Genomic DNA, 22,893 nt, shown 5'->3' on the forward strand with positions numbered 1-22,893 from the left:
GGTTAAATCTGAATATTCTCTGAACGAGCATGTACTTAACGCCATTTTACTATATTTCGTAGCGTTATGCATTAGTTCTTTAACACCAAAAGCATTTGCACAATGAATAAAGGAGCGAGGGGGAGCATACTATTTCAGGAAGTTTGGATATGGTTGAAATGCACTGCCACATTTTATTCGGTCTGGATGATGGTCCTGTTCAAATGGAGCAGTCCGTTGCGATGGCTGAGAAGGCAGTAGCTTCAGGAATTACCTCCATTATTGCAACTCCGCATCACCTGAACGGACATTACAACAATGAACCAAAGGTAGTCAATCAGGCTGTTCATATGCTTCGTGCCGAGCTTGCCAAACGAAACATCCGTTTGCAGATTGATCCCGGTCAGGAGATCAGAGTGCACGATGGGCTGATTGAAGACTTGTATGCAGGAAATTGCTGCACACTTGCCGGTAGTCGTTATATGTTGCTGGAGCTGCCCTTTGGTCATATTCCCTCACAGTTCCCCGGAATACTGCACGAACTGCGAATCGCGGGAATTACCCCTATTATCGCTCATCCGGAACGTAACCTTGTTATTTTGAAAAAGCCGTTGCTGTTGTCCGATTATTTGATTGAAGGCGGACTATGCCAACTTACGGCAGAGTCATTCACTGGGCTTTTCGGACGAAAAGTTCAGAAATGGTGTTTTCATTTTTGCAAAGAAAACGGGTTTCATTTCATTTCATCAGATGCACATGATACGAAGCATCGAACATTCAAGCTGGACGTTGTATACCCAATGCTTGAAAGACGTTTTGGATGTGGATATATTCAATATTTTCAAGATAATGCACGATCCATATGGAATAATCAACGTATTTCGGCTGAAATGTCGGCAAAGAAAAGGCGCAGCTTTTTGTTCTGGTGAGCAGCAGTCGATGTACTGAATACATGGTTACATATCATGGTTGACTTGAATGGGAGGAATATAGGATGGATCTCAAAGAGTATATACACATTTTACGTAAACGCATCTGGATCATTGTTGCCTTCGTAGCTGTAGCATGTATTGGTGCAGGTGTCAAAAACTACTTCTTTACTGTCCCGATCTATGAAGCGAATGCCAAATTAATCGTCAACCAGGCCTATAATGCCCAAGGCGTTCCGAGCCTGGATATCGGTACCATTCAGACGAACATCAAAGTAATCAACTCTTATATGGAGATTATTAAATCTTCTGCAATCCTCGATAAAGTAGCAACCACATACCCCGATCTTGGCATGACTGGTAATCAATTAGGGCAGAGCATTCGAGTTTCTACTGCAAATGAGTCCCAAGTTATGAGTCTGACGGCTACGGGGCTATCATCCGAAAAAGCAGCGAAAACCGTAAATGCAGTTGCAAAAGTGTTTAAATCCCAAATCCCCGTAATTATGAAAGTAGACAACGTAACAATCCTGAGTGAAGCGAAACCTACGGATTCCTCTAATCCTGTTAACGTCAACCCCATTATCAATATTTTGATCAGTTTTATTGTAGGACTGCTGCTGGCAGTAGGCTTTGTATTCCTGCTGGAATATTTGGACGATACCTTGAAAACGGAAGATGAATTGGAAAAAGAATTAAATCTTCCTGCTCTTGCTGTCATCTCCAAGATTAGAAAAGATGAGAGCCGTGTATCCAAACATTCATCCATATCTCAAAAACAGGTAGGTGATGGACAGTATGTCACGATTAACCAATGAACGAGTTGGCCTGGTAACGATGGCTAATCCCAGATCTGCTTCCTCGGAAGCTTATCGAAAGCTTAGAACCAATATTCAGTTTTCATCCATAGACAGTCAGATTCAAACGATCATGATTGCCTCGGCATCATCAGGTGAAGGGAAGACCACGACGATAGGCAATTTGGCAGTCACTTATGCGCAAGAAGGGAAAAAGGTTTTACTGATGGATACGGATTTACGTAAACCGGCAGTACATCTGATGTTTAACGTGCCCAACCATGTGGGGCTGACCAGTGTGTTATCGAGTCAATATCAAGTAACGGAAGTGCTCCGAGAAACCGGGGTGGAAGGTTTACATGTCTTGTCTTCCGGGCCTATTCCTCCTAATCCCTCGGAGATGATCGGTTCACGTAAGATGACAGCACTGCTTGAGGATTTGAAGGAAGCATATGATGTTATTTTGTTCGATACACCACCTGTTCTGACCGTGACAGATGCCTTAATTATCAGTTCGTTGTGTGATGGTGTCATTCTTGTGGTGAATGCAGGCAAAGTGAAGAAGGATCTGGTCAAAAAGGCGAAAGCTCATCTTGAACATGTGAACGCACGTATTCTGGGCGCGGTGCTGAACAATGTGCAGGTGCCCAAAAGCCGCAATAACAGTTATGGGGAAAAAGGATAGGCGGTGAACTGGAACAGTCCCAAGTTCAATTTTCAGATCGTCTTCAAAGGTCATGTCTACTATACCTCTATCAAGGTAGGCACTCGGTCACACTGTGGGTAGTGTACCTTAGACGTGTATCGTCAAGGGTGTGACGTGAGGAGGGGTTCAATGCCCTATTTATGAATGATATGTTTCATGTTTTCATGGTTTTGAGTTTAAATAAAAAAACTAAATGGATAGGGTGATATCTATGACAAAGGTGAGAAAAGCGATTATCCCTGCTGCTGGATTGGGAACCCGATTTTTACCTGCTACAAAGGCAATGCCTAAAGAAATGCTCCCTATTGTGGACAAACCGACTATCCAGTACATCGTTGAAGAGGCGGTCGCTTCCGGCATCGAAGACATTATTATCGTGACGGGCAAGGGAAAACGTGCGATTGAAGATCATTTTGACAGTGCGTTTGAACTGGAGCATAACCTGCTTGAGAAAGGGAAGCTCAGTTTGCTGGAAGAAGTTCGAAAGTCCTCCAACGTGGATATTCATTACATAAGACAGAAGGAAGCCCTTGGACTCGGGCATGCGGTCTGGTGTGCCCGGAATTTCATAGGCAATGAACCTTTTGCTGTACTGCTTGGTGATGATATCGTCGTTTCAGAAGTGCCGTGCCTGAAACAGCTCATCCAGCAGTATGAAAAGGTAGAGCAGTCGGTACTTGGTGTGAAAACGGTAAGTCCGAGTGAAACATACCGCTATGGGATTATTGATCCACTGCACACAGAAGGACGCTTATCTTCAGTAAAGAGTATGGTTGAAAAGCCGCCACTAGGTTCGGCGCCGTCCAACCTGGCGATTATGGGACGATATATTTTGACTCCGAAAATTTTTGAGTATTTGGAAGAACAAAATGTAGGCGCAGGTGGCGAAATTCAGCTTACAGATGCACTGCAAAAGTTGAATCATGATCAAGGAATTAGTGCCTATGACTTTGAAGGTTCCCGCTTTGATGTAGGGGAGAAGCTGGGTTACATCCTTACAACTTTAGATTTCGCTCTCAAAAATAAAGAGTTGCGTGCACCGGTGCTGATGGCGATTGAAGAGATTCTAATGAAGGAACAAATGAATCAAATCCTTGTAGCAGGAGGGGATAGTCTGTGAAGCTATCAGGACCGGAATACTTTGGGAGTGGGGAAACCTTGGTTAAAGAGGGGAATGCCGCTGTACTTGAGCAACCATACTCACAACGTGTTGGCGGGTATACGGATGTGATGAAGCCATTGGCCGATTTTGTTATCGCCATTCTGTTGCTGCTGATCACATTTCCGGTCATGCTGCTTTCAGCTATTTTGATCAAACTGGATTCCAAAGGACCCGTGATATTCAAGCAGGAGCGGTATGGGAAAAACGGAGTCAAATTTAACATTTATAAATTCAGAACGATGCGTACAGACGCACCAAAATATGGTCTTTCGCCAACGACCAGCCATGATCCGAGGATTACAAGGCTGGGTAGAATACTGCGCAAGACGAGTCTGGACGAACTGCCACAACTGCTTAACATTATCAAAGGCGATATGAGTTTTATCGGCCCAAGACCTGAGATGAAACGTATTGTGGAGGAATGTTATACCGATCTGGAACGCAGGCGTTTTCTGGTGAAACCGGGAATTACAGGATTGTGGCAGGTGAGCGAGGCTCGGAAGGAGCCTATTCACCATAATCTCCAGTATGACTTCCACTATATCTCGAATGTATCCATGAAAATGGACATTACGATCATTTTTAAAACGATCGGTGTAATGATTAAAAGTAATACCTTTTGACCATTTTGGATCATAATTTGGAGCGTGATGTAATGAAACATATTGTAGTGACAGGTGCAGCCGGCTTTCTAGGCTCTCATCTCGTACGATCTTTAATGCATCAGGGTCATCGGGTGACAGGGGTCGATAATCTTTCAACAGGTGTGATGCGCAATCTGGAAGAGGTTATGGAGAATCCTCTATTCGTATTCCATGAAGCAGATGTTACACGTCCCGAAGCACTGGATATTTTCCTTGATCAGCAGGTGCATGAAATCTATCATCTGGCTTCGCCTGCTTCTCCTAAGTTCTATCAAGCGGATGCGATGGGCACGATCTGGGTGAACACGCGAGGAACCTATCATATGCTGGAGCTGGCCCGGGTCAAAGGAGCCAAGTTTCTGTATTCCAGTACAAGTGAAGCCTATGGCGATCCCGAGATTCATCCGCAGCCGGAGAGTTATCGAGGCAATGTAAATACGTGGGGGCCACGAGCCTGCTATGACGAAGCCAAACGGTTGGGCGAAGTTTTTTGTTATGAATACTACACAAAACAACGGGTTTCCGTGAAAGTTTCGCGTATTTTTAACACGTATTCTTCAGGGCTTCGCAATGATGACGGCAGGGTGATATCTAATTTTGTAACGCAGGCGCTGACGGGTCAGGATATTACGGTGTATGGAGATGGTTCACAGACCCGCTCCTTCTGTTATGTGGATGATAACATTCGGGGATTACAAGCTTTCATGGCAGAAGATCGGGCTGATGGGGAGATTATCAACATCGGCAATCCTACAGAATACACGATCCTTGAGGTCGCTCATTTGGTGAAACAACTTACACAATCGGACAGTAAGATTGTATTCTTGCCTTTGCCTGAAGATGATCCGAAGGTTAGACGTCCGGTGATTGATAAAGCCCGAGAAATATTAAACTGGGAGCCAGAGATTGGTCTGGAAGAAGGATTGAAACGTACGATAGATCATTATCGAGCCACGTTGCAGGTACAGGAAACTTGATAAAACTGAACTGATAACAATGAAGCTGAATAAAAGCGAGTTGAGAACCGTGCAAACTATATTGATTGCTCACAGTTTATATCCACCCCACATTATTGGGGGAGCCGAGATATCGACACAAATTTTGGCCCAGACGCTGGAGTCCAGTTATGACGTTAAAGTCATTACGGTTGGCGGACACAAGGAAGGCGGGGTGCAGACGGATACAGTGAACGGGATTGAAATCTCGCGCCTGCCATTTAATAATCGGTACTGGATCGGTGATACGGCAAGGCAGGCCAGCACTTCTGACAAAGTGTTATGGCGTATCCAGGATATTTTTAATGTGAAGCAGTATCAGCATATTAAACAATATCTGATGATGAAACGTCCTGCCCTGATCCACACTCAGAATATTCCTGGGCTGAGTCTCGCGATCTGGAAAGCGGCATTTGAACTGGATATTCCGGTAGTGCATACCTTGCGCGATTTTTCATTAATTGAGCCTATTGCCATCACGGCATATTCAAGGTTCTACAGACAGATTTCCAAACACTACAGCCGCAGAGTTTCTTCTGTTATTGGCATATCCGAGCATGTGCTTAACAAGCATATCGAACTGGGTTTTTTCGCGCATGCGTCCAAACATGTCATTCATAACATTGTAGAGCGTGATGATCAGGTTCAGCATGTTAATGCGGGGAAAAAGGTTCGTCACCAGCAACCCCTGCACGTTGGATATTTTGGACAACTTACCGAGGTCAAAGGTATTCAGTATCTGATTGAAGCGGTGCAAAAGCTTGATCAGCAGATCGTGGGGAAGCTTTTCATCCATGGGGATGGCCCGCTGCTCCAGTCATTGCAAGAACTTGCAGGGGAGGATCCCCGGATCATATTTGTGGGGAAAATCGATAAAAAAGAGATCAATTCCCAGATGAAAAAGATGGATCTCACGATTGTACCGTCCACCTGGGATGAACCTTTTGGCAGAGTGGTCATTGAATCGTATCAAGCAGGTACGCCTGTCTACGCGTCCAAGGTTGGGGGAATGCCTGAGATTTTGCTGGATGCGGACACCTTCTCCTTTACCGCTCATCGTGCCGATGCGATCCGTGACGCAATTCTTCATTACTACGCATTATCTGAAGCTGGAAAAAATGAATTAATGCTGAAATGCTACGAACACAGCTTATCCTTTAATGAAGATTATCTTCTCACCAGACATGCGATTATTTACGAGAAGTTAATTGGAGGTGAAGGTTAAGATGTACATGACTTCTCTGAACGTCAAATCGTCATCATTAGTTCAAACGAGGTCTGAAGCGCCTTCTTCTGTCATTATGATGTTGATTCACTTCTTACTTCTCTATCTATCCATATATGGTTTGATTTCGATCTACGTCGATAATATTGTGATTCGTTCTTTAAAGGATGCAGGCATGTTGCTACTTGCGGTATATACACTTGCCAGGGTATATCGCCAGCAGATTCATTTTCTGAATCTATTCCTGTTTATACTGGCCTCCCTCATCGTGCTGGGATCGTTAAATGTCCTTCTGGGTTCCAGTGTGGTCACATTAGTCTATGGCATTAAAATTACACTTTTACCGCTGGTGATGTTGTTTACAGGCATGTTTATGGCTGAGCATGGGGGTATGTACGCATTTGCCAGAACCAATCTGGTTATTTTTATTATGCTCATTGCAGGATGGTGCGCCCAATATGCGCTGGGTATAGAAAAGTTAATCACTATGGGATTCGTATACGGAGTGAATATCAAAAACTACCTTGAAGGTGTGCCGCGTTTATCTTCCATTACGTATTCACCGGATGGTTATGCGTATGCGCTGTTAATGACAGGCATCATTGCGGAACATACCAGGATGGCAGTTAAACATCGCAGTTTTCGCCTGATGATCCAGCTGCTGACGATCGGCTTTTTGCTCTTATCTACGATTCGATCGGCTTTATTACTCTGGTTGGTATATCAAGTGGTTCTTTTTTTACTTCAGATTCGAAAGTACAGCAAAAAGAATATTTTGGTTCTGGCGGTTGTTTTTCTGACTCTGCCTGTGGTTGTATTTTTCGGAGGCAGGTTGCTACAGTCTAAAAATCTGCTCTCCAGTTCATCTTTGCTTGATCGATTACAGACATGGGGAAGCAGCCTGACCTCGCCATTTACGATGAATGGCATGATCGGCAACGGAATTGGTTCGGTTGGTGCTGCCAGCCGGCGCACACATATGATGGGTCTAAACTCCAGTAATTTTGCGGTGGATAATCAATACTTTTCCTTGTACGAACAGACAGGCTGGATCGGGCTCGCTTATTTTTTGATGTTATTCATGTGGCTGTTGATCACACTGGTTAGACGAATGAATGTTTCACCCTACTCGGCAGGTTCCAGACTTCCTCAGGTGGCTATAGCCCTCGGCGCAGGAGTGGCTGCGGCAAGTATGACGACCAACGTTCTTGAGTTGTTTCCTGCGAACGTTTTTTTCTGGATGTTCGTAGGCATAGCTCTATATCAGCATCGTAATGCAGGTGATATACCATATGAAGCGGGTGAGCGAAAATGAAGGTTTTGCACATCGGAGAATATGTGGTGGGCGGTGTTGCCACATATTTAAACGAGCTGGTGTCTTACCAGCGTAACCGGTTTGAGGTTTATGTATTGATGAGTGATTATAACTCGGCAAAGGATTTTGATCTGGAGCCAGAGCGTATATTTCGTTACAGTTACAAACGCCACCCGAAACACTTTTTCTCAGCGATGAGACAGATTCACCAAGCTATTCGGCGGATAGAGCCGGATATTATTCATGTACACAGCTCATTTGCGGGTATGCTCGCAAGGGGCTTGTTTTTTTTCACCCCGCGCAAAGCGAGTATCTTTTACTGTTCACATGGCTGGTCTTTTTTGATGGATACCAAACCTTTGCATAAAAAGGCTTATTTCATGATCGAGAAAATACTGGAATTCAAAACAGACTATATCGTGAACATTTCAAAATATGAGATGCAGCAATCGATTCAAATGGGCATGTCTCCAGCCAAATCCCGATTCGTATACAGTGGCCTGCGTGATCGCAGGCCCCGCAAGGACGAAGAACAGCCACAAACACAAACGATTGGGCAAAAGCATGAGAAGGAAGAGGACGCTAGCATGATTAGGCTCTTGTTTGTGGGCAGATACGATCGGCAGAAAGGACTGGATCTGTTGCTGGACGCATTCAGACAATATCCAGAGCTACAGCAGCGCATTCAGTTATACATCATCGGAGACAGCGTATTGGAAAAGAATGAGTGGACCTTTACCGACAATATGATCCGGTTAGGTTGGGTCAATAATGCAGAAATTGATCACTATTACGAACAATGTGATGCAATCATTATGCCTTCCAGGTGGGAAGGGCTACCGTTGGTCGCGCTGGAGGCTATGAAAAACCATAAACCCGTCATCGCAAGCAATCGCTCCTCGTTGCCAGAGCTAGTGACACATGGCGTGAACGGCTACATCTTTGAACTCGAACAACTCGAAGGGTTGAGAGAGACTTTAATGCAACTCGACAAAGAGACGCTAGTAACTATGGGCGAAGCGGGACATCAGGTGTATAAAGAGAAGTTCAGCTCGGCTCGAATGAATGAGGAGTTCGTGAGTCTCTATTACGAAGCGAGAAATGTAGAGGTTAGCTTCCAAACCGCTCAGCCGGCTTCCCGTTTAGAAATTTCAAAGAGAAATGGAGATTAGCATGAATACAATCTATATCAATGCCCGTTTCCTGACACAGACCGTTACCGGGGTTCAGCGATATGCCATTGAACTCGTGAAGGAAATCGATAATTTGATTGACGCTGGAGAAGTGGACGGTACGAAGGTGGAGTTTTGTCTACTCTCACCCGCGAATGTGGTTACTCATCTTGAACTGAAACATATCCGTCACCGGATTGTTGGCAGACTGAAGGGACATGTGTGGGAACAGCTGGAGTTGCCATTTTACGCGAAAAAAGGATTGCTGATTAACCTGTGTAACACAGGCCCGGCATTCAAACGCAATCAGGTCGTGACGATCCATGACGCTTCTGTATTCAGTTATCCGAAGGCATTTTCGTTTGCCTTTCGGTCATGGTATCAGTTCTTAACGGTTCGATTAGGCAAGATTTCGAAAAAGGTCATTACCGTGTCTAACTTTTCCAAAGGTGAGCTGATTCAGCATTGCAAAATTGCCGCACAGAAAGTATCCGTTACACATCTGGGCATCGATCATATTCATCATAGGCAGGCGGCTCAAGGCACACTTGAGAAATATGGGATTAAGTCCCCTTACGTACTTGCTGTCAGTACGATGAACCCGTACAAAAACTTTAAGCTGATCTTGGACATTTTACCTGAGGTGAAAGCGCAGAATTTGAGTGTTGTCATCGTCGGGTCCAAGAACAGTAAAGTATTCAGCAATCACGCCGTGAACGATTCGGAAGGTGTGAATTGGGTAGGATATGTGACGGATGAGGAGTTAAAAGCGCTCTACGAACATGCCACCGGTTTTATTTTCCCCTCTTTGTACGAAGGGTTTGGCTTACCGCCACTGGAGGCGATGGCGCTTGGTTGCCCGGTTATCGTGTCTTCCCGCGGTTCGATCCCGGAAGTATGCGGAGAGGCAGGACTGTACTTTGACCCTCATCATCCGCAGGAAGCAGCTTCACGTCTGGTAGAGATGATGTCTGATCCGGAGCTTGGGCAGCGAATGTCCATTCAGGGCAAAGAGCACTCGGCCTTCTTCTCCTGGAACAAATGTGCCAAGGATACAGTCAACATTATTATGAGCACGGTGTAAGCATGCGAAATGCAATCTTGTGAGGGAGATAAAGCTATGAACAAACTGTTTGTCGCGATTGATTTCCCGCCTGAAAAGGGAGGGATTCATGATTATGCCTACGGGCTCATATCACAGATTCCGGCAGAAGAGACAACGGTGCTGACCAATAAAATAACTAATGCCGCAGAGTCCGAGCAATTCGACCGGAAGCATGATTTCGAAATTATTCGGAAACGGATTTTTTCAGATTCTAATAAATGGATGATGATTCTCTCGCAGCTCGTTCTGGTAACGCAACTGATTCTGCTGAAATGGCGCAAAAAAACAGATGAGATTCATTTTGTGAATATATTCCCTGTTGGCTTAGCCGGTCCATTCATGAAATTCCTTTTCAGAGTAAAATACTTTCCCTATGTTCACGGCCTGGATGTGATGGGGATGGTTAATAGCCGATTATTCCCACTGCTGTTGTTCATTCTGAAGCGTGCGGACAAGGTGATTGCCAATAGTCAATATACGAAGTCAAAGCTGGTAGAACTGGGGATTTCGGAATCTCAGATTATCATTATTCCACCGGGACTTAACGTGAACAAGCTAAACGCGGATACAGGGAGCCAGGGGGATTTACGGGATAAGTATGGTCTGCATGGCAAAAAAGTGATGATCACCGTCTCGCGACTTGTGGAACGTAAAGGTCATGATGTCACCCTGAAAGCCATGAGTCAGGTTATTACGCATATTCCTGATCTAAAGTATGTCATCTGCGGAGATGGGCCGTATAAGGGAGAACTCGAACGACTGGTAACTCAGTACGGACTCGAATCTGTTGTTGTATTTACAGGACGTACTACAGACCATGAGCTTCAGCAATTATATGAATGTGCGGATCTCTTCATTATGCCTAGTCGAGATATCAAGGAGAAGGGTGACGTGGAAGGGTTCGGAATTGTATTCCTGGAAGCCAACTATTATCGATTACCTGTCATTGCAGGTAACAGTGGCGGTATTCCCGACGCCGTGAAGGATAATATCACCGGTTATCTCGTAGACCCGGTTAATGATCAGGAGATTGCTACGCGTATCCAACAATTAATGACCGACGATGGGCTAGCGAGAGCGATGGGGGATAACGGATACGACTGGGTGGTCAACTATTGTCTGTGGTCGCATCGCGGACAATTGTTGAAGCAATTGGCCTAATGGACGGGTTCCACAATCTTCATGTCCTAATAGGGAGGATTAAGGATGAGAATATGTATCGTTACTCATAGGGTTGTCAAAGGAGAGGGTCAGGGTAGAGTTAATTATGAGATTGCAATTGAAACTCTAAGACAAGGTCATGAAGTTGTAATGATCTCCAATGAGGTGGAACCGGAACTTCTTGAATATGAGGGAGCTACATGGATTAAAGTTTTTCCTTCGCTCAAGTTACCCCAGCTGTTACGATACCAAATATTTGCCTGGAGCAGTGCCACTCATATCCGCAAATTAAGAAAAACAAAGCAAGTTGATCTTGTGATGGTCAATGGTTTTATCACCTGGGCTAGAGGGGACATCAATGCGGTTCACTTTGTGCACAGTACATGGATAAAATCCCCCGTACATAGCTTCCGTGTACACGGCTCCTGGAAACGATGGTATTTTGGTCTGTACACGCTGGTGAATGCGTATCTGGAACGATTCGCCTTTCGCAAAAGTGGTAGAATCATTGCGGTTTCCGAGAAAGTAAAGCATGAATTGATTCAATTAGGCACGCATCCCGATAAGGTGCAGGTCATTCATAATGGAGTGGATGTCCATGAATTTTACCCCAGTGATGCTGGGGAGAAGAGCAGAATGGATATCAACACTGGCCGAGTCGTAGGTTTATTTGCAGGTGATATTAGTAGCCCGAGAAAAAATCTGGATACGGTATTGAAATCGATGGTGTCTGTACCTGAGTTAGAACTCGTTGTAGCGGGATCCACAGATCGAAGTATTTATCCTCAAATGGCTAAAGAATTAAATATAGAAGATCGGGTCCATTTTCTGGGCTATCGGAAAGATATGGGGGATCTCATGCGCAATGTGGATCTTTTTATTTTCCCCTCGCGTTATGAGGCTTGCAGTTTGGTCGTGTTGGAGGCCCTTGCCTCAGGTATTCCTGTTGTTATCACGGAGGAGTCGGGGGTAACTGAAATGATCAAGAACGATCATGAAAGTATCCCTCCCGGTGTTATTTTGCAAGATGCCAATGATGTAGATGGGCTGGCAGTCATTCTTAACACGTTAATACAGGATAAATCCTATCTGAATGAGATGGGTAAGGTATCCAGAGAAGTGGCTCTTCGAAATGATTGGAAGAAAATGTCTCTCACCTATTTGGAGAGCTACGAAGACTACTTGAAACACAGTGGAAGCCATGCTGGAAGAATGAAACGAAAACAAAGCATTGAGGTGGAATTATGAGAGCATCGGTAGTCATTTGTACACATAACAGAGCGAAGGATACCGTTGAAGCTGTCCAAAGTGTGCTGGCACAAGAGGATCAAGATATTGAATTTGAAGTATTGGTTATCGATAATAACTCCAAAGATAACACCAGGGAATTATTTCAGAATACCGATTGGCCTAATCACGTCCGCTACATCTTTGAGAGTAAGCTGGGCCTATCTTATGCTAGGAATCGTGGCATACGAGAAGCGCAAGGAGAATTTATCATGTTTTTGGACGATGATGCTCTGGCCTCTTCTTCCTGGATTCGTGAGGTCATCCATGTGTTCGAACGGGATGAGCGTATTGGCTGTGTAGGCGGGAAAATTGATCCGATCTGGGAAGGTGGCAAGCCGGATTGGATTCCGGATGAGATTATTGGACTGTATACGTTGATGGACTTTTCGGATCAGGTTACCGAGATGAAGCCTCCCTATTTCCCCTTTGGGGCAAATGTGTCTTTTCGAAAAAGCGTGTTTGATTCCATTGAGCCGTTTCGTGAAGACTTAGGGCGTGTAGGGAATAATTTGCTTTCAAGCGAAGAGAGCGAACTTATCAGCAGAATTCGAGAGAAATACGACATATTTTATACGCCATATGGGTCAGTGCAGCACAAAATCTCCAAAAGCAGATTAAATAAACGCTGGCTTTTGCGACGCATGTATTGGCAGGGAATCAGTGATGCGACACGTTATAACAAGAGCGGCTGGGGTGTGTTCAAACATATTGTTCGAATTGCACAAGCAGGTTTGATTATGTTGTTATGTATGAATAATGTACAGAAGGTCATGAGCCAATTAGTCAAAATATCTTATCGGAACGGCACGATTGTGGGATCTTTCCGAAATGGCAGAGGGCTGAACACCTGATGAACATGGCGATTGCCCGTAAACCAAGGCAGCGAAGCATCATTCAGACCATTGTCATGACCAGCATGGTGAATATTCTCATTATGGCTGTGACCACGCTAACCTCGATTATTACAGCCCGTATGTTCGGAGCGACGGGGAAGGGAGAACTCGCTGCTGTTTTATTCTGGCCTGCATTCATTTCGGGTCTGGCCGCATTTGGTCTGCCCACTTCGTTAATTTACAATGTCAAAAAAAACAGTCAGCAACTCCCTGTCTATATCAGCATGAGTTTTGCCGTTCAGATTCCGATCAGTATCATCGCCGGGTTGATCAGTTGGTTTGGTATCCCTGTCTGGCTATCCGGATATTCCGAATCCGTTATTACGATTGCACGGTGGTATACCGTATCCATGGTTCCAGTGATGTTGCTCATGGGTGTACTTGCAGCAGCAGCACAAGGTACAGACAAGTTCCATATTTACAATCTGTCGCGCTTGCTGGCTCCCTTATTGAATCTTGCAGGGTTGGTACTGTTGTGGATAGCTCAGGTATTAACTGTGGAAAGAGCCATTATCATCAGTTTTGCCAGCACTATACTGGTATTGACCTGTTATATGATTGCGATGCGCCAGCAAATATTCAGTTCCGTCAGCAAGCTGGTGGCTCAGATTCGAACAGGGATTCATTTATTCAGCTATGGACTTCGTGTATATGGGGTAGAGTTGCTCGGCACGTTGTATAGCCAGTTTGACAAAATTATTATTTTGGCTCTGCTGACACCCAAAGACTTCGGGTTATATTCGGTTGTGTTTGCCCTATCGCGTATGTTTAATGTTGTGCAGACGGCAATCACCAATGTTATTTTTCCAAAGGTAGCCGGCATGGAGCAGCAACAGGTGTTGTCTCTTGTTGGCAGAGCTTTTCGCATTAGTATGGTACTTATGACGATCATCATCATACCGAGTATGCTGATTGGTCGTTTTTTTATTGGCTTGTTGTTTGGCCCAGAATTTCTGGAGGCCAGCGGTGTGTTTTATCTGTTATCTCTGGAGTGTATTGTTGGCGGGGGTTCATGGATTCTTGCTTCGGCATTTAATGCGCTCGGTAGACCAGGCGTTATCGTGCTTCGGCAGGTTATCGCACTTGCTGTGACGATTACGTTGTTTTTTGTGCTTACGCCGATGTTCGGGTTATACGGTTTAGGGCTGGCTTTGTTGCTGGGTTCCTTTGTACGTATGTTGATGTCGTTAATATCCGTATCGATTATTTTCAAAATGCCGATGCACAAAATGATGTATAACAAGGAAGATATGGCCTTCCTCAAGCAAAAATGGAAAGAGAAAAATCTATTTAAAGGAGCCAGAAGAGATGTCAAACGTGCAAAAGATTCATCCCATGGATGAGTTGAAAAAACGACTTGAATCGATCCTTGAAGTTGTGCCTCCTCATTCGAAGATCTATTACATTGATTATCCGGTCTATAGTAACGGTGGCGATATACTAATTATGAAGGGAGCGGAAGCCTTTTTTAAAAGCAATAACATTAGGGTTTCTGCAAGATACAGTGTACATGACTTTCATGAGAACATTCGCATCCCCGATGATCATATCATCGTTCTTAGCGGGGGAGGTAATTTCGGAGATTTGTATGATGCTCACCAGAACGTGAGAGAATCAATTGTTAAAAATTATCCTAGTCACAGAGTCGTTATTTTGCCGCAAACTATTTTTTATAAAGAAGAATGCAATATTCAGAAAACCGCTGATCTTTTTAACCAGCACAAGGATCTCCACTTGTATGTACGGGATGAGTCATCTCTTCAACTGGCTACGACGTACTTCCAACATTGTCACGTAAAACTTCTTCCAGATATGGCACATCAGCTTTGGCCTATCGAAGTTAAGCGAACACCAACCAGGAAGGACCTTCATTTTTTTAGAACCGATATTGAGAAAAATGCAGAGCAAACAGACTCGAAATCAGATGGAGATTACCTGGATTGGCCCACCTTGTATAACAAATACGAGAGAAAGCTAATCTACTATATCAGTAAAGGGTTAAAGAAACCTGCTTCGCGAGCTATCTCCCAATTATTATGGATGAAATATAGTGACTACCTTGTGAATAAGGCTGTACGCTGCTTCTCGGATTATCGCATGATTCACACATCCAGATTACATGGTCACATCCTGTCTTGTCTGATGGCGAAACCCAATCTGTTAATTGATAACTCTTATGGAAAGAACTCGGGATATTACCGGATATGGACACATGAAGTGAACACAGCCAATATGGACTCCTCTTCCAAGGCGAGTGCTGCACCCGTGCCCAAATATATGGAATCAACGGCAACCGTGTAACGAACAAAAAGGTGTCCCGTATCATCTTAAAATATATAGAGTGGAGTGGTTGCATTGAGAATCGTACTTCTCTCCGGTGGATCGGGCAAGCGATTATGGCCGTTGTCCAACGACACGAGATCTAAACAATTCCTGAAAGTGCTTGAAGGTGAGGATGGGCAGACGGAATCGATGGTACAGCGCGTATGGAGACAACTGAAGCATACGGGGCTGAGCGAACAAGCAACGATTGCAACGAGCAAACCTCAGGTGGAGATTTTGCGAAGTCAGTTGGGGTATGAAGTGGATCTGGTCGTTGAGCCTGAACGAAGAGATACCTTTCCCGCAATCGCCTTGGCGGCCGTATATTTGTACTCCGTGCAGGGAGCCAATTTAAATGAAACGGTCGCGATGCTTCCGGTTGATCCCTATGTGGAGGAGTCTTTTTTTTATAAGGTAACAGAGCTTGAGGATATATTGGATGCTTCGGGTGCGGAGCTTGCGTTGATCGGAGTGAAGCCAACGTATCCTTCTGAAAAGTATGGGTACATCATTCCAGAGCAATCCGGAACCAAAGCAGAACAACGTTATGCCAAAGTATCCCGTTTTCAAGAGAAACCCCGTGAAGCTGAAGCGGCAGAGATGATCGAACAATCTGCCCTTTGGAATTGCGGGGTTTTTGCATTCAAACTCAATTATTTGATCAATCTGCTCATCTCGCTTGAACTGCCTATCCAATATGAAGAAATGCTCAAACAATACGGGAGACTGCAGAAAATCAGCTTTGATTATCAGGTGGTGGAGAAGGCTCGGCATATTGTGGTTACACCTTACGAGGGGTACTGGAAAGACCTCGGCACATGGAATACGCTCACAGACGAGATGAGTACAAATATTGTGGGCAAAGGTGTCATGACGAGCAGCACGGTGAACACACATCTAATTAATGAATTAAACATTCCGGTATGTGTACTGGGAGTATCCAACTTAATCGTGGCAACAAGTCCTGATGGCATTCTGGTCAGTGAAAAAGAGGCGAGTCCTCAGATCAAAGAAGTGTTGAAAGACAGCGCTGAGCGTCCCATGTATGAAGAACGGCGCTGGGGCTGTTACAGAGTGCTTGACTACACACGTAATAAAAAAGGCGAAGAAGTATTAACCAAACGCATCATCATCGAGCCCCATAAAAACTTTTCGTACCAGTACCACCTTAAACGAAATGAAGTATGGACCGTTGTCTCAGGACAAGGTGAATTCATTATGGACGGCGAGCTCAGACCGCTTCATCAAGGAGATGTCATTGTGATTCCAGCAGGGGGGAAGCACAGTGTCAAAGCGTTGACTGAACTCGAAATTATTGAGGTACAGATGGGCAGTGAACTGGTGGAAGAGGACATCGTTCGCGTTGAGATGGAATGGGAAGATATAATCCAAAATTGCGTGAATTGGGGGAAAACAAGATGAATATTGCAGTAATTGGAACAGGTTATGTAGGTCTGGTATCAGGGGTTTGTTTTTCGGAGATTGGCAACCAGGTGATCTGTGTAGACAACAATGAGGAAAAAGTACAAATGCTGAATGAGGGTATCGTTCCGATCTACGAACCTGGTCTTAAAGAGTTGATGATTTCTAATATGCAAGCAGGTAAACTGTCATTTACTTCAAACATCGGTGAGGCAATACACCAGTCAGATATTGTCTTTATTGCCGTAGGCACACCTTCTCTGCCAAATGGCGAGGCCAATCTAAGTTATGTAGAGCAAGTGGCTATGGAGATCGGCACCCATCTTGAAAGCTACAAAATTATCGTGACCAAAAGCACAGTTCCTGTAGGAACCAATGACCGTATCCGCGATCTGATTCGCAGTATATCCTCCCAGCCATTCGACGTGGCCTCTGTTCCCGAGTTTTTGCGAGAAGGCTCCGCAATCAAGGATACGCTTAACCCCGACCGGATTGTCATCGGTACCAGCAGTGATCGGGCCATCCAGACGTTAAAGAAACTTCATCGGCCCTTAACAAGCAATCTGATTATTACAGATGTCCGCTCAGCGGAGATGATTAAATACGCATCCAACGCATTTCTTGCAACCAAAATATCATTTATCAATGAAATTTCGAATATTTGTGAGAAAGTCGGGGCCGATGTTACACGCGTTGCAGAAGGTATGGGGTACGATAAACGCATCGGGTCTGCTTTTTTGAAGGCAGGTATCGGTTATGGCGGTTCTTGTTTTCCTAAAGATACACAGGCACTGATTCAGATTGCAGGTATGGTGGATTATGATTTCAGACTATTGAAATCCGTGGTGCAAGTCAATCAGGACCAACGCATGCAAGTCATCTACAAGCTGCAGGAAGCGCTGGGGTCACTCTCAGGAAAAACGATTGCCATCTGGGGACTCGCATTTAAACCGGATACGGATGATGTGCGAGACGCACCGGCTATTGATATTGTTCAACATCTTATTGATGCTGGAGCAACGGTCAAAGCTTACGACCCGATTGCAACGGATAACTTCCGTAAAGAGATCGACATTGCTTCGATTTCGTGGGAGGATAGCCCGCTTCTTGCTGCTCAAGACTCGGATGCATTATGTGTGCTGACAGAATGGAAGGAATTTGCCGAAGTTGATCTGACAACCTTAGCCAAAACAATGAAGGAGCCTGTGATGATTGATGGTCGTAATGTGTATAGTGCTGAGCAGATTCAGGCATCTACTTTCCACTATTATTCTGTCGGACGTCCAGGTCTCATGAAGCTGGAAGGGAAAGCAACGGCAATTATCTAATCTGCCAGTGAATATCACAATATGAGTAAGGAAGATCCCCATGAAAAAGTGGATGAAATGGATAGCGTGGATGGTTTCACTTTTTATCATCGTTGTTTTTGGTTATGCGATATATCTCTATCAATCGGTTAAATCAACCGCTGATCAGATTTATGAGCCTCGTAATCCCGTAAAGCCTGTTTCGGTAACCGATGCGAAGGGCGGACTCCAGGTTGAACTCAATCGCAAAGAGCCCTTTAATGCCTTGATCCTGGGGGTGGATGAGCGCCAGAATGATCGAGGACGTTCAGATACGATGATTGTACTAAGTGTGAATCCGGGGAAAAAGAAAGTGCTGATGTTTAATATTCCGCGAGATACACGAACAGAAATTGTAGGACGCAACACCGAAGACAAAATCAATCACGCTTATGCTTTTGGGGGCGTGGATATGTCTCTTGCAACAGTTGAACAATTTTTGGGAATTCCCATTCACTATTATATGAAAGTAGATATGGAGGGGTTCTCCAAAATCATTGATCTTGTTGGTGGTGTGGATGTAAACAACCCGTTTGCCTTTGACTATGAGGGTAAACGTTATGAGCAGGGCAATATTCATCTGGATGGTGTTGCTGCTCTCGGATTTTCCAGAATGCGTTATGATGATCCGAAGGGCGACTTGGGAAGGAATGATCGTCAGCGAGAGGTCCTGAAGCAGATGCTCAAGAATACGATGCAATTCTCCAGTGTGCTTCACCTTCAGAATATGTTAGATGAGCTGGGTACACATGTCAGAACAGATCTGACATTTGATGAGATGAAAGAACTACTTCTGGATTATCGTAGCGACCTGGAAGAAATCGATACAGTTGAGATCAAGGGAAAAGGCGAGAAGATCAACGGTATTTATTATTTTATAGTAGGTCAAGAGGAAAAGGAGCGCATTCACGGAATACTGAAACAGCACCTGGAGCAGTAAAGACAATGTCCGTGAAACAGCAAGGAGAGTGGTGAAGACATTGCTGAAAGCGGAGGAAAGAGAAACAAGAAAACAAAAACATCAACGGAAACATCGTTCGTATAAAACAATATTTTGGCTAATATTGGCTGGGGTCTGGGTTGTTATCATCTGGCTGATGTCTTCCCAATCCTATCAACAGCAAAATATTCAGCCATGGCTTCAGCGTTTGACCAAACAGGTGCACATCGGGGTTACACTGCCCGATGTGCACCTGTTTTATAATGGCCACGAGTATTCTTTAAGAGAAAGACCATATGCTTTTGTAGAATTTCTCTTCCGCAAGACTGCACATCTAGTAATCTACGCTGTACTCGCAGTATTAATATACGGCAGCCTGCGTTACAAAAGGGTGCGTGTCATGACATGCATTGCGGTGGCACTGATGATCGTTGTGATTATTGCTTCCATTGATGAGTACATTCAACAATTCAGCTCCAATCGTACGAGTTCAATTTGGGATGTCGTTGTAGACTTGATTGGCGGAAGTTGTGGTATTGCGATTTATATAGGTATTCGAGCTTTGCTGGGTAGAAGACGTCATTGATTTCCCAGGAAATGCAGTTGAAAGCTCAGAGCATGGCTTCTACTTGCTTGCAAACCATCATACATATGGGGTAGGCAGGACAAGGGGGCGGAATGATGTTAAGAAGAAGAAACCGTAATGCACTGCTCAAAAAAAGTGGACTTATTGTATTTGTAGTGCTTTTGCTATGGCTGATTTTTAGGAGTGTTCCTGCATTGTTCCGTGCAGATGCGCCTGCAGAGGCTGCTGCTGTAGCAGAAGAGTTTTACAAATATGAGCAAACGGGTGACTTCGGAAGCTCATGGGAGCTTTTTCATCCTTTAATGAAAGAGCGATTTCCGAAGAGTGCCTACGTGCAGAATAGAGCACACATCTTTATGCAACATTTCGGCGTGCATACGTTTGAACTGGAGATGGAAGCGCCGGAACGGGAATTTGATGTGGAGATCATTCAGGGCGTGAAGCCCTTTTCCGAAGCTTACAAAATAAAAGTTATCCAAACGTATTCCGGGACCTTTGGAAAGTTCAGTCTGGTGCAGACTTGTTACCTTGTGCAAGATGGTAAGCAGTGGACTCTGCTCTGGTATTATCCAGATGAGAGGAAAACATAACACTGAAACTTCATCATGATGCGTGATATGGTACTATATCAGGATGAGGAGTAAATATTACATAAGTTGTAATGTAAATGGAGGTTGATCACACCGTTTTGTATCATTAGTCCTTGATTAAGCGCTATAAATGCGAGACCTTTGTCGCATTTATAGCGCTTTTTTGAAATTTCAACCTAATTTTGTGCTGAAAAAGCTTGACAATAGTCCCGGTGTCAAGTAAATTACGAATTAGGATACAAAATGTATCAATTTTCAGCGTCTAACGACAAATAACAGGGACTAGAGACTCCCTGTGAGGGGAAGGTATTCCATTGAATGAAGCGGGCCGCTTTTACTGTGTCAGTTGTGGGATGATTGTGTCGGTCGCTAGAGACGCCGTCCAGAAGCCAGAGGGCAATGGAGGCAATCACGTGTTTCGTACTGGATTTTACCGGAGTGAAATGCCGCTTGGATGCTGTGAGGCGTGTGTAGCTGAGTCAAAACGAGAAGGTAAATCCCAGTTTGCAGGACAATATACTAAAGATTATGATACACTATGCTCATATGAGAAACGGGCATAACATATGTCCGTCCATGAAGGAGAGGATTGAATGCAGCAGGAGCCGGTCGTCCGACTTCAAGGCGTCAGTAAAATCATTTCCTCCCGATCATTGGTCAGTGACCTGACCCTGGATATTTCTCCGGGGCAGGTTTTTGGTTTTTTAGGACCGAATGGCGCGGGGAAAACAACAACGATTCGAATGATGGTAGGTTTGATGTCCATCAGTAAAGGAGATATTTTCATCTCTGGACACAGTGTGAAGAATGAGTTTGAACAGGCGATATCCCAGGTAGGGGCAATTGTTGAAAATCCGGAGATGTACAAATTTCTGACCGGGTATCAGAATTTGGTACACTTTGCCCGCATGTCACCTGGTGTTACCAAAGAACGTATTGCAGAGACCATTGAGCGTGTAGGCTTGACAGCCCGCATTCACGATAAGGTGAAAACCTATTCTTTGGGGATGCGTCAGCGCCTTGGTGTCGCACAGGCTATATTACATAGACCTAAGCTGTTAGTTCTGGATGAGCCAACGAACGGTCTCGATCCTCAAGGCATAAGGGAGTTGAGAGATTATCTGCGGCTCCTCACCCATGAAGAGGGGATTACTGTTTTTGTATCAAGCCATCTGTTATCCGAGATGGAATTGATGTGTGACACTGTGGCTATTATTCAGAACGGTAAACTGATTGATGTTCGAAATCTGCGGGATGAGCAAGGCTCAGATGCTTTAATTGAAGTTGCGTTTGAAGTCAATGCTGTTGAACGTGCTGTTGAACTCTTGGGAGAAGAGGCAACTGTTCAGGGTAATGTTGTCGTGTTGTCTCTCTCACGGGAACAGATTCCGGAGGTCAATGCCAAGCTGGTCCGTGAAGGTGTGCAGGTTTACGGCATTCGTAGTGTGACTCGTACATTGGAAGATCAATTCTTGCAAGTGACTGGAGGTGGCGGTATTGGGTAGTTTCGGCAATCTGCTGCTGAATGAAAATATGAAAGTGTTCCGTCGTGCACGTACTTGGGTTATGTTAGCTATTCTTGTTCTGATATCGCTGCTAATGCCCGTGTTAATGAAGCAGGGTATGGGGACAAGCGATACCTTGTTTTGGCAGCCTGCGGCTACAACAGTGCAGATCGCATTTTTTCTGAATACCATCTTCTGTGTAGTCATTGCTGCAGAAACGGTGGCGGGTGAATTTACATGGGGAACCATCAAACTGTTACTTATCCGACCATGGTCACGCAGTAAAATCTTGGCTTCCAAATATCTCACTGTAGTGGGCTTCAGTATAATGAGTACACTGCTGGTCATTGGAATGGCGTTGCTCAGCTCATATGTTCTGTTCTCCCATGATGCTCCGGCAGGTAGTGGGGTATCGGCAGCGAATGCGCTAACAATGTGGGGATATCTGTATATCGACCTGTTTATTACACTTGCGATTGCCTTTATGGTCTCTTCGGTGTTTCGTTCAGGTGCACTTGCGATTGGTTTGTCCTTGTTTATTATGTTTACACAAAATATATTCTCGCTGATCTTTAATCCGGATCGTTATGTATGGGCTAAATATGTTCTGTTCAATAATATGAACTTGAGCAAATATATGAACTCTTCATCGGATATGGGGTTGATGAATGGATCAAGTGGGGGCATGACTCTAGGGTTCTCCTTGGCAGTTCTCGCTGCATATTATGTCATCTTTATGGTGATATCCTGGGTTGTATTTAACAAAAGAGATGTGGCAGGTTAATTCCTGCCTCTTTTTTTTGTTTGCA

At 44.6% G+C, this 22,893-nt stretch carries 22 protein-coding genes; all 22 read left to right on the top strand.

Annotated elements, in window-relative coordinates; translation table 11 throughout:
• The first annotated feature begins 149 nt into the window (after positions 1 to 149).
• The 22 genes from AB4Z30_RS11375 (at position 150) to AB4Z30_RS11480 (ending at position 22,868) form a co-directional block, all read left to right on the top strand.
• A complete protein-coding gene (locus AB4Z30_RS11375; RefSeq protein WP_441926279.1) occupies positions 150 to 908 on the top strand; it encodes a tyrosine-protein phosphatase in 759 nt (252 codons plus the stop codon).
• Between the two features lie 65 nt (positions 909 to 973).
• Positions 974 to 1,726 (top strand): YveK family protein, encoded by a 753-nt coding sequence (locus AB4Z30_RS11380; RefSeq protein WP_441926281.1) that lies wholly within the window; start codon positions 974 to 976, stop codon positions 1,724 to 1,726.
• Entirely contained in the window at positions 1,707 to 2,390 is a 684-nt protein-coding gene (locus tag AB4Z30_RS11385; protein ID WP_441926283.1) for a CpsD/CapB family tyrosine-protein kinase, read from the top strand. The genes AB4Z30_RS11380 and AB4Z30_RS11385 overlap by 20 nt, the downstream gene beginning before the upstream one ends.
• Positions 2,391 to 2,622: 232 nt before the next feature.
• A complete protein-coding gene (gene galU / locus AB4Z30_RS11390) occupies positions 2,623 to 3,531 on the top strand; it encodes a UTP--glucose-1-phosphate uridylyltransferase GalU (protein ID WP_441926285.1) in 909 nt (302 codons plus the stop codon).
• Positions 3,528 to 4,196, top strand: coding sequence for a sugar transferase (locus AB4Z30_RS11395; RefSeq protein WP_441926287.1), 669 nt, complete (start codon positions 3,528 to 3,530; stop codon positions 4,194 to 4,196). Before galU ends, AB4Z30_RS11395 begins: the two co-directional genes overlap by 4 nt.
• A gap of 32 nt (positions 4,197 to 4,228) precedes the next feature.
• Positions 4,229 to 5,194, top strand: a complete 966-nt coding sequence (locus tag AB4Z30_RS11400; RefSeq protein WP_441926289.1) for a UDP-glucuronic acid decarboxylase family protein — start codon at positions 4,229 to 4,231, stop codon at positions 5,192 to 5,194.
• Between the two features lie 49 nt (positions 5,195 to 5,243).
• On the top strand, positions 5,244 to 6,437 hold the full coding sequence (locus tag AB4Z30_RS11405; protein WP_441926291.1) for a glycosyltransferase: 1,194 nt from the start codon (positions 5,244 to 5,246) through the stop codon (positions 6,435 to 6,437).
• 1 nt (position 6,438) lies between these two features.
• Positions 6,439 to 7,752, top strand: a complete 1,314-nt coding sequence (locus tag AB4Z30_RS11410) for an O-antigen ligase family protein (RefSeq protein ID WP_441926293.1) — start codon at positions 6,439 to 6,441, stop codon at positions 7,750 to 7,752.
• Positions 7,749 to 8,924 (top strand): glycosyltransferase, encoded by a 1,176-nt coding sequence (locus AB4Z30_RS11415; RefSeq protein WP_441926295.1) that lies wholly within the window; start codon positions 7,749 to 7,751, stop codon positions 8,922 to 8,924. Before AB4Z30_RS11410 ends, AB4Z30_RS11415 begins: the two co-directional genes overlap by 4 nt.
• Before the next feature lies 1 nt (position 8,925).
• Positions 8,926 to 10,008, top strand: a complete 1,083-nt coding sequence (locus tag AB4Z30_RS11420) for a glycosyltransferase family 4 protein (RefSeq protein ID WP_441926297.1) — start codon at positions 8,926 to 8,928, stop codon at positions 10,006 to 10,008.
• A 36-nt stretch (positions 10,009 to 10,044) separates the two neighbouring features.
• Positions 10,045 to 11,190, top strand: coding sequence for a glycosyltransferase family 4 protein (locus tag AB4Z30_RS11425; RefSeq protein ID WP_441926299.1), 1,146 nt, complete (start codon positions 10,045 to 10,047; stop codon positions 11,188 to 11,190).
• Between the two features lie 45 nt (positions 11,191 to 11,235).
• Positions 11,236 to 12,438, top strand: a complete 1,203-nt coding sequence (locus AB4Z30_RS11430) for a glycosyltransferase family 4 protein (RefSeq protein ID WP_441926301.1) — start codon at positions 11,236 to 11,238, stop codon at positions 12,436 to 12,438.
• Positions 12,435 to 13,331, top strand: coding sequence for a glycosyltransferase (locus AB4Z30_RS11435; RefSeq protein ID WP_441926303.1), 897 nt, complete (start codon positions 12,435 to 12,437; stop codon positions 13,329 to 13,331). The genes AB4Z30_RS11430 and AB4Z30_RS11435 overlap by 4 nt, the downstream gene beginning before the upstream one ends.
• The gene (locus tag AB4Z30_RS11440) at positions 13,331 to 14,716 is read left to right on the top strand and encodes a lipopolysaccharide biosynthesis protein (protein ID WP_441926305.1); all 1,386 of its coding nucleotides are present in this window, start codon (positions 13,331 to 13,333) and stop codon (positions 14,714 to 14,716) included. The genes AB4Z30_RS11435 and AB4Z30_RS11440 overlap by 1 nt, the downstream gene beginning before the upstream one ends.
• Positions 14,682 to 15,674, top strand: coding sequence for a polysaccharide pyruvyl transferase family protein (locus tag AB4Z30_RS11445; protein WP_441926307.1), 993 nt, complete (start codon positions 14,682 to 14,684; stop codon positions 15,672 to 15,674). Before AB4Z30_RS11440 ends, AB4Z30_RS11445 begins: the two co-directional genes overlap by 35 nt.
• A 54-nt stretch (positions 15,675 to 15,728) precedes the next feature.
• Positions 15,729 to 17,117: a sugar phosphate nucleotidyltransferase gene (locus AB4Z30_RS11450; RefSeq protein WP_441926309.1), complete on the top strand. Its 1,389-nt coding sequence runs from the start codon at positions 15,729 to 15,731 to the stop codon at positions 17,115 to 17,117.
• Positions 17,114 to 18,445, top strand: a complete 1,332-nt coding sequence (locus AB4Z30_RS11455; RefSeq protein ID WP_441926311.1) for a UDP-glucose dehydrogenase family protein — start codon at positions 17,114 to 17,116, stop codon at positions 18,443 to 18,445. The genes AB4Z30_RS11450 and AB4Z30_RS11455 overlap by 4 nt, the downstream gene beginning before the upstream one ends.
• A 40-nt stretch (positions 18,446 to 18,485) precedes the next feature.
• Complete coding sequence (locus tag AB4Z30_RS11460; protein ID WP_441926313.1) at positions 18,486 to 19,403, top strand: LCP family glycopolymer transferase; 918 nt, start codon at positions 18,486 to 18,488, stop codon at positions 19,401 to 19,403.
• A gap of 28 nt (positions 19,404 to 19,431) precedes the next feature.
• A complete protein-coding gene (locus AB4Z30_RS11465) occupies positions 19,432 to 19,989 on the top strand; it encodes a VanZ family protein (RefSeq protein ID WP_441926315.1) in 558 nt (185 codons plus the stop codon).
• 95 nt (positions 19,990 to 20,084) lie between these two features.
• Positions 20,085 to 20,579 (top strand): hypothetical protein, encoded by a 495-nt coding sequence (locus tag AB4Z30_RS11470; protein WP_441926317.1) that lies wholly within the window; start codon positions 20,085 to 20,087, stop codon positions 20,577 to 20,579.
• 593 nt (positions 20,580 to 21,172) lie between these two features.
• Positions 21,173 to 22,084: an ABC transporter ATP-binding protein gene (locus tag AB4Z30_RS11475; protein ID WP_441926319.1), complete on the top strand. Its 912-nt coding sequence runs from the start codon at positions 21,173 to 21,175 to the stop codon at positions 22,082 to 22,084.
• Positions 22,068 to 22,868, top strand: coding sequence for an ABC transporter permease (locus AB4Z30_RS11480; protein ID WP_441926321.1), 801 nt, complete (start codon positions 22,068 to 22,070; stop codon positions 22,866 to 22,868). Before AB4Z30_RS11475 ends, AB4Z30_RS11480 begins: the two co-directional genes overlap by 17 nt.
• Positions 22,869 to 22,893: the final 25 nt, after the last annotated feature.

The organism is Paenibacillus sp. 2TAF8, assembly GCF_052114825.1.
Taxonomy (GTDB): domain Bacteria; phylum Bacillota; class Bacilli; order Paenibacillales; family Paenibacillaceae; genus Paenibacillus.

Excerpts from the sequence above, each read along its gene's own strand:
- AB4Z30_RS11475 (WP_441926319.1), top strand. The coding sequence starts at position 21,173 with ATGCAGCAGGAGCCGGTCGTCCGACTTCAAGGCGTCAGTAAAATCATT.
- AB4Z30_RS11470 (WP_441926317.1), top strand. The coding sequence starts at position 20,085 with ATGTTAAGAAGAAGAAACCGTAATGCACTGCTCAAAAAAAGTGGACTT.
- AB4Z30_RS11440 (WP_441926305.1), top strand. The coding sequence starts at position 13,331 with ATGAACATGGCGATTGCCCGTAAACCAAGGCAGCGAAGCATCATTCAG.
- AB4Z30_RS11385 (WP_441926283.1), top strand. The coding sequence starts at position 1,707 with ATGTCACGATTAACCAATGAACGAGTTGGCCTGGTAACGATGGCTAAT.
- AB4Z30_RS11455 (WP_441926311.1), top strand. The coding sequence starts at position 17,114 with ATGAATATTGCAGTAATTGGAACAGGTTATGTAGGTCTGGTATCAGGG.
- galU (WP_441926285.1), top strand. The coding sequence starts at position 2,623 with ATGACAAAGGTGAGAAAAGCGATTATCCCTGCTGCTGGATTGGGAACC.
- AB4Z30_RS11435 (WP_441926303.1), top strand. The coding sequence starts at position 12,435 with ATGAGAGCATCGGTAGTCATTTGTACACATAACAGAGCGAAGGATACC.
- AB4Z30_RS11400 (WP_441926289.1), top strand. The coding sequence starts at position 4,229 with ATGAAACATATTGTAGTGACAGGTGCAGCCGGCTTTCTAGGCTCTCAT.
- AB4Z30_RS11460 (WP_441926313.1), top strand. The coding sequence starts at position 18,486 with ATGAAAAAGTGGATGAAATGGATAGCGTGGATGGTTTCACTTTTTATC.
- AB4Z30_RS11375 (WP_441926279.1), top strand. The coding sequence starts at position 150 with ATGGTTGAAATGCACTGCCACATTTTATTCGGTCTGGATGATGGTCCT.
- AB4Z30_RS11380 (WP_441926281.1), top strand. The coding sequence starts at position 974 with ATGGATCTCAAAGAGTATATACACATTTTACGTAAACGCATCTGGATC.
- AB4Z30_RS11415 (WP_441926295.1), top strand. The coding sequence starts at position 7,749 with ATGAAGGTTTTGCACATCGGAGAATATGTGGTGGGCGGTGTTGCCACA.
- AB4Z30_RS11425 (WP_441926299.1), top strand. The coding sequence starts at position 10,045 with ATGAACAAACTGTTTGTCGCGATTGATTTCCCGCCTGAAAAGGGAGGG.
- AB4Z30_RS11420 (WP_441926297.1), top strand. The coding sequence starts at position 8,926 with ATGAATACAATCTATATCAATGCCCGTTTCCTGACACAGACCGTTACC.
- AB4Z30_RS11410 (WP_441926293.1), top strand. The coding sequence starts at position 6,439 with ATGTACATGACTTCTCTGAACGTCAAATCGTCATCATTAGTTCAAACG.
- AB4Z30_RS11445 (WP_441926307.1), top strand. The coding sequence starts at position 14,682 with ATGTCAAACGTGCAAAAGATTCATCCCATGGATGAGTTGAAAAAACGA.
- AB4Z30_RS11430 (WP_441926301.1), top strand. The coding sequence starts at position 11,236 with ATGAGAATATGTATCGTTACTCATAGGGTTGTCAAAGGAGAGGGTCAG.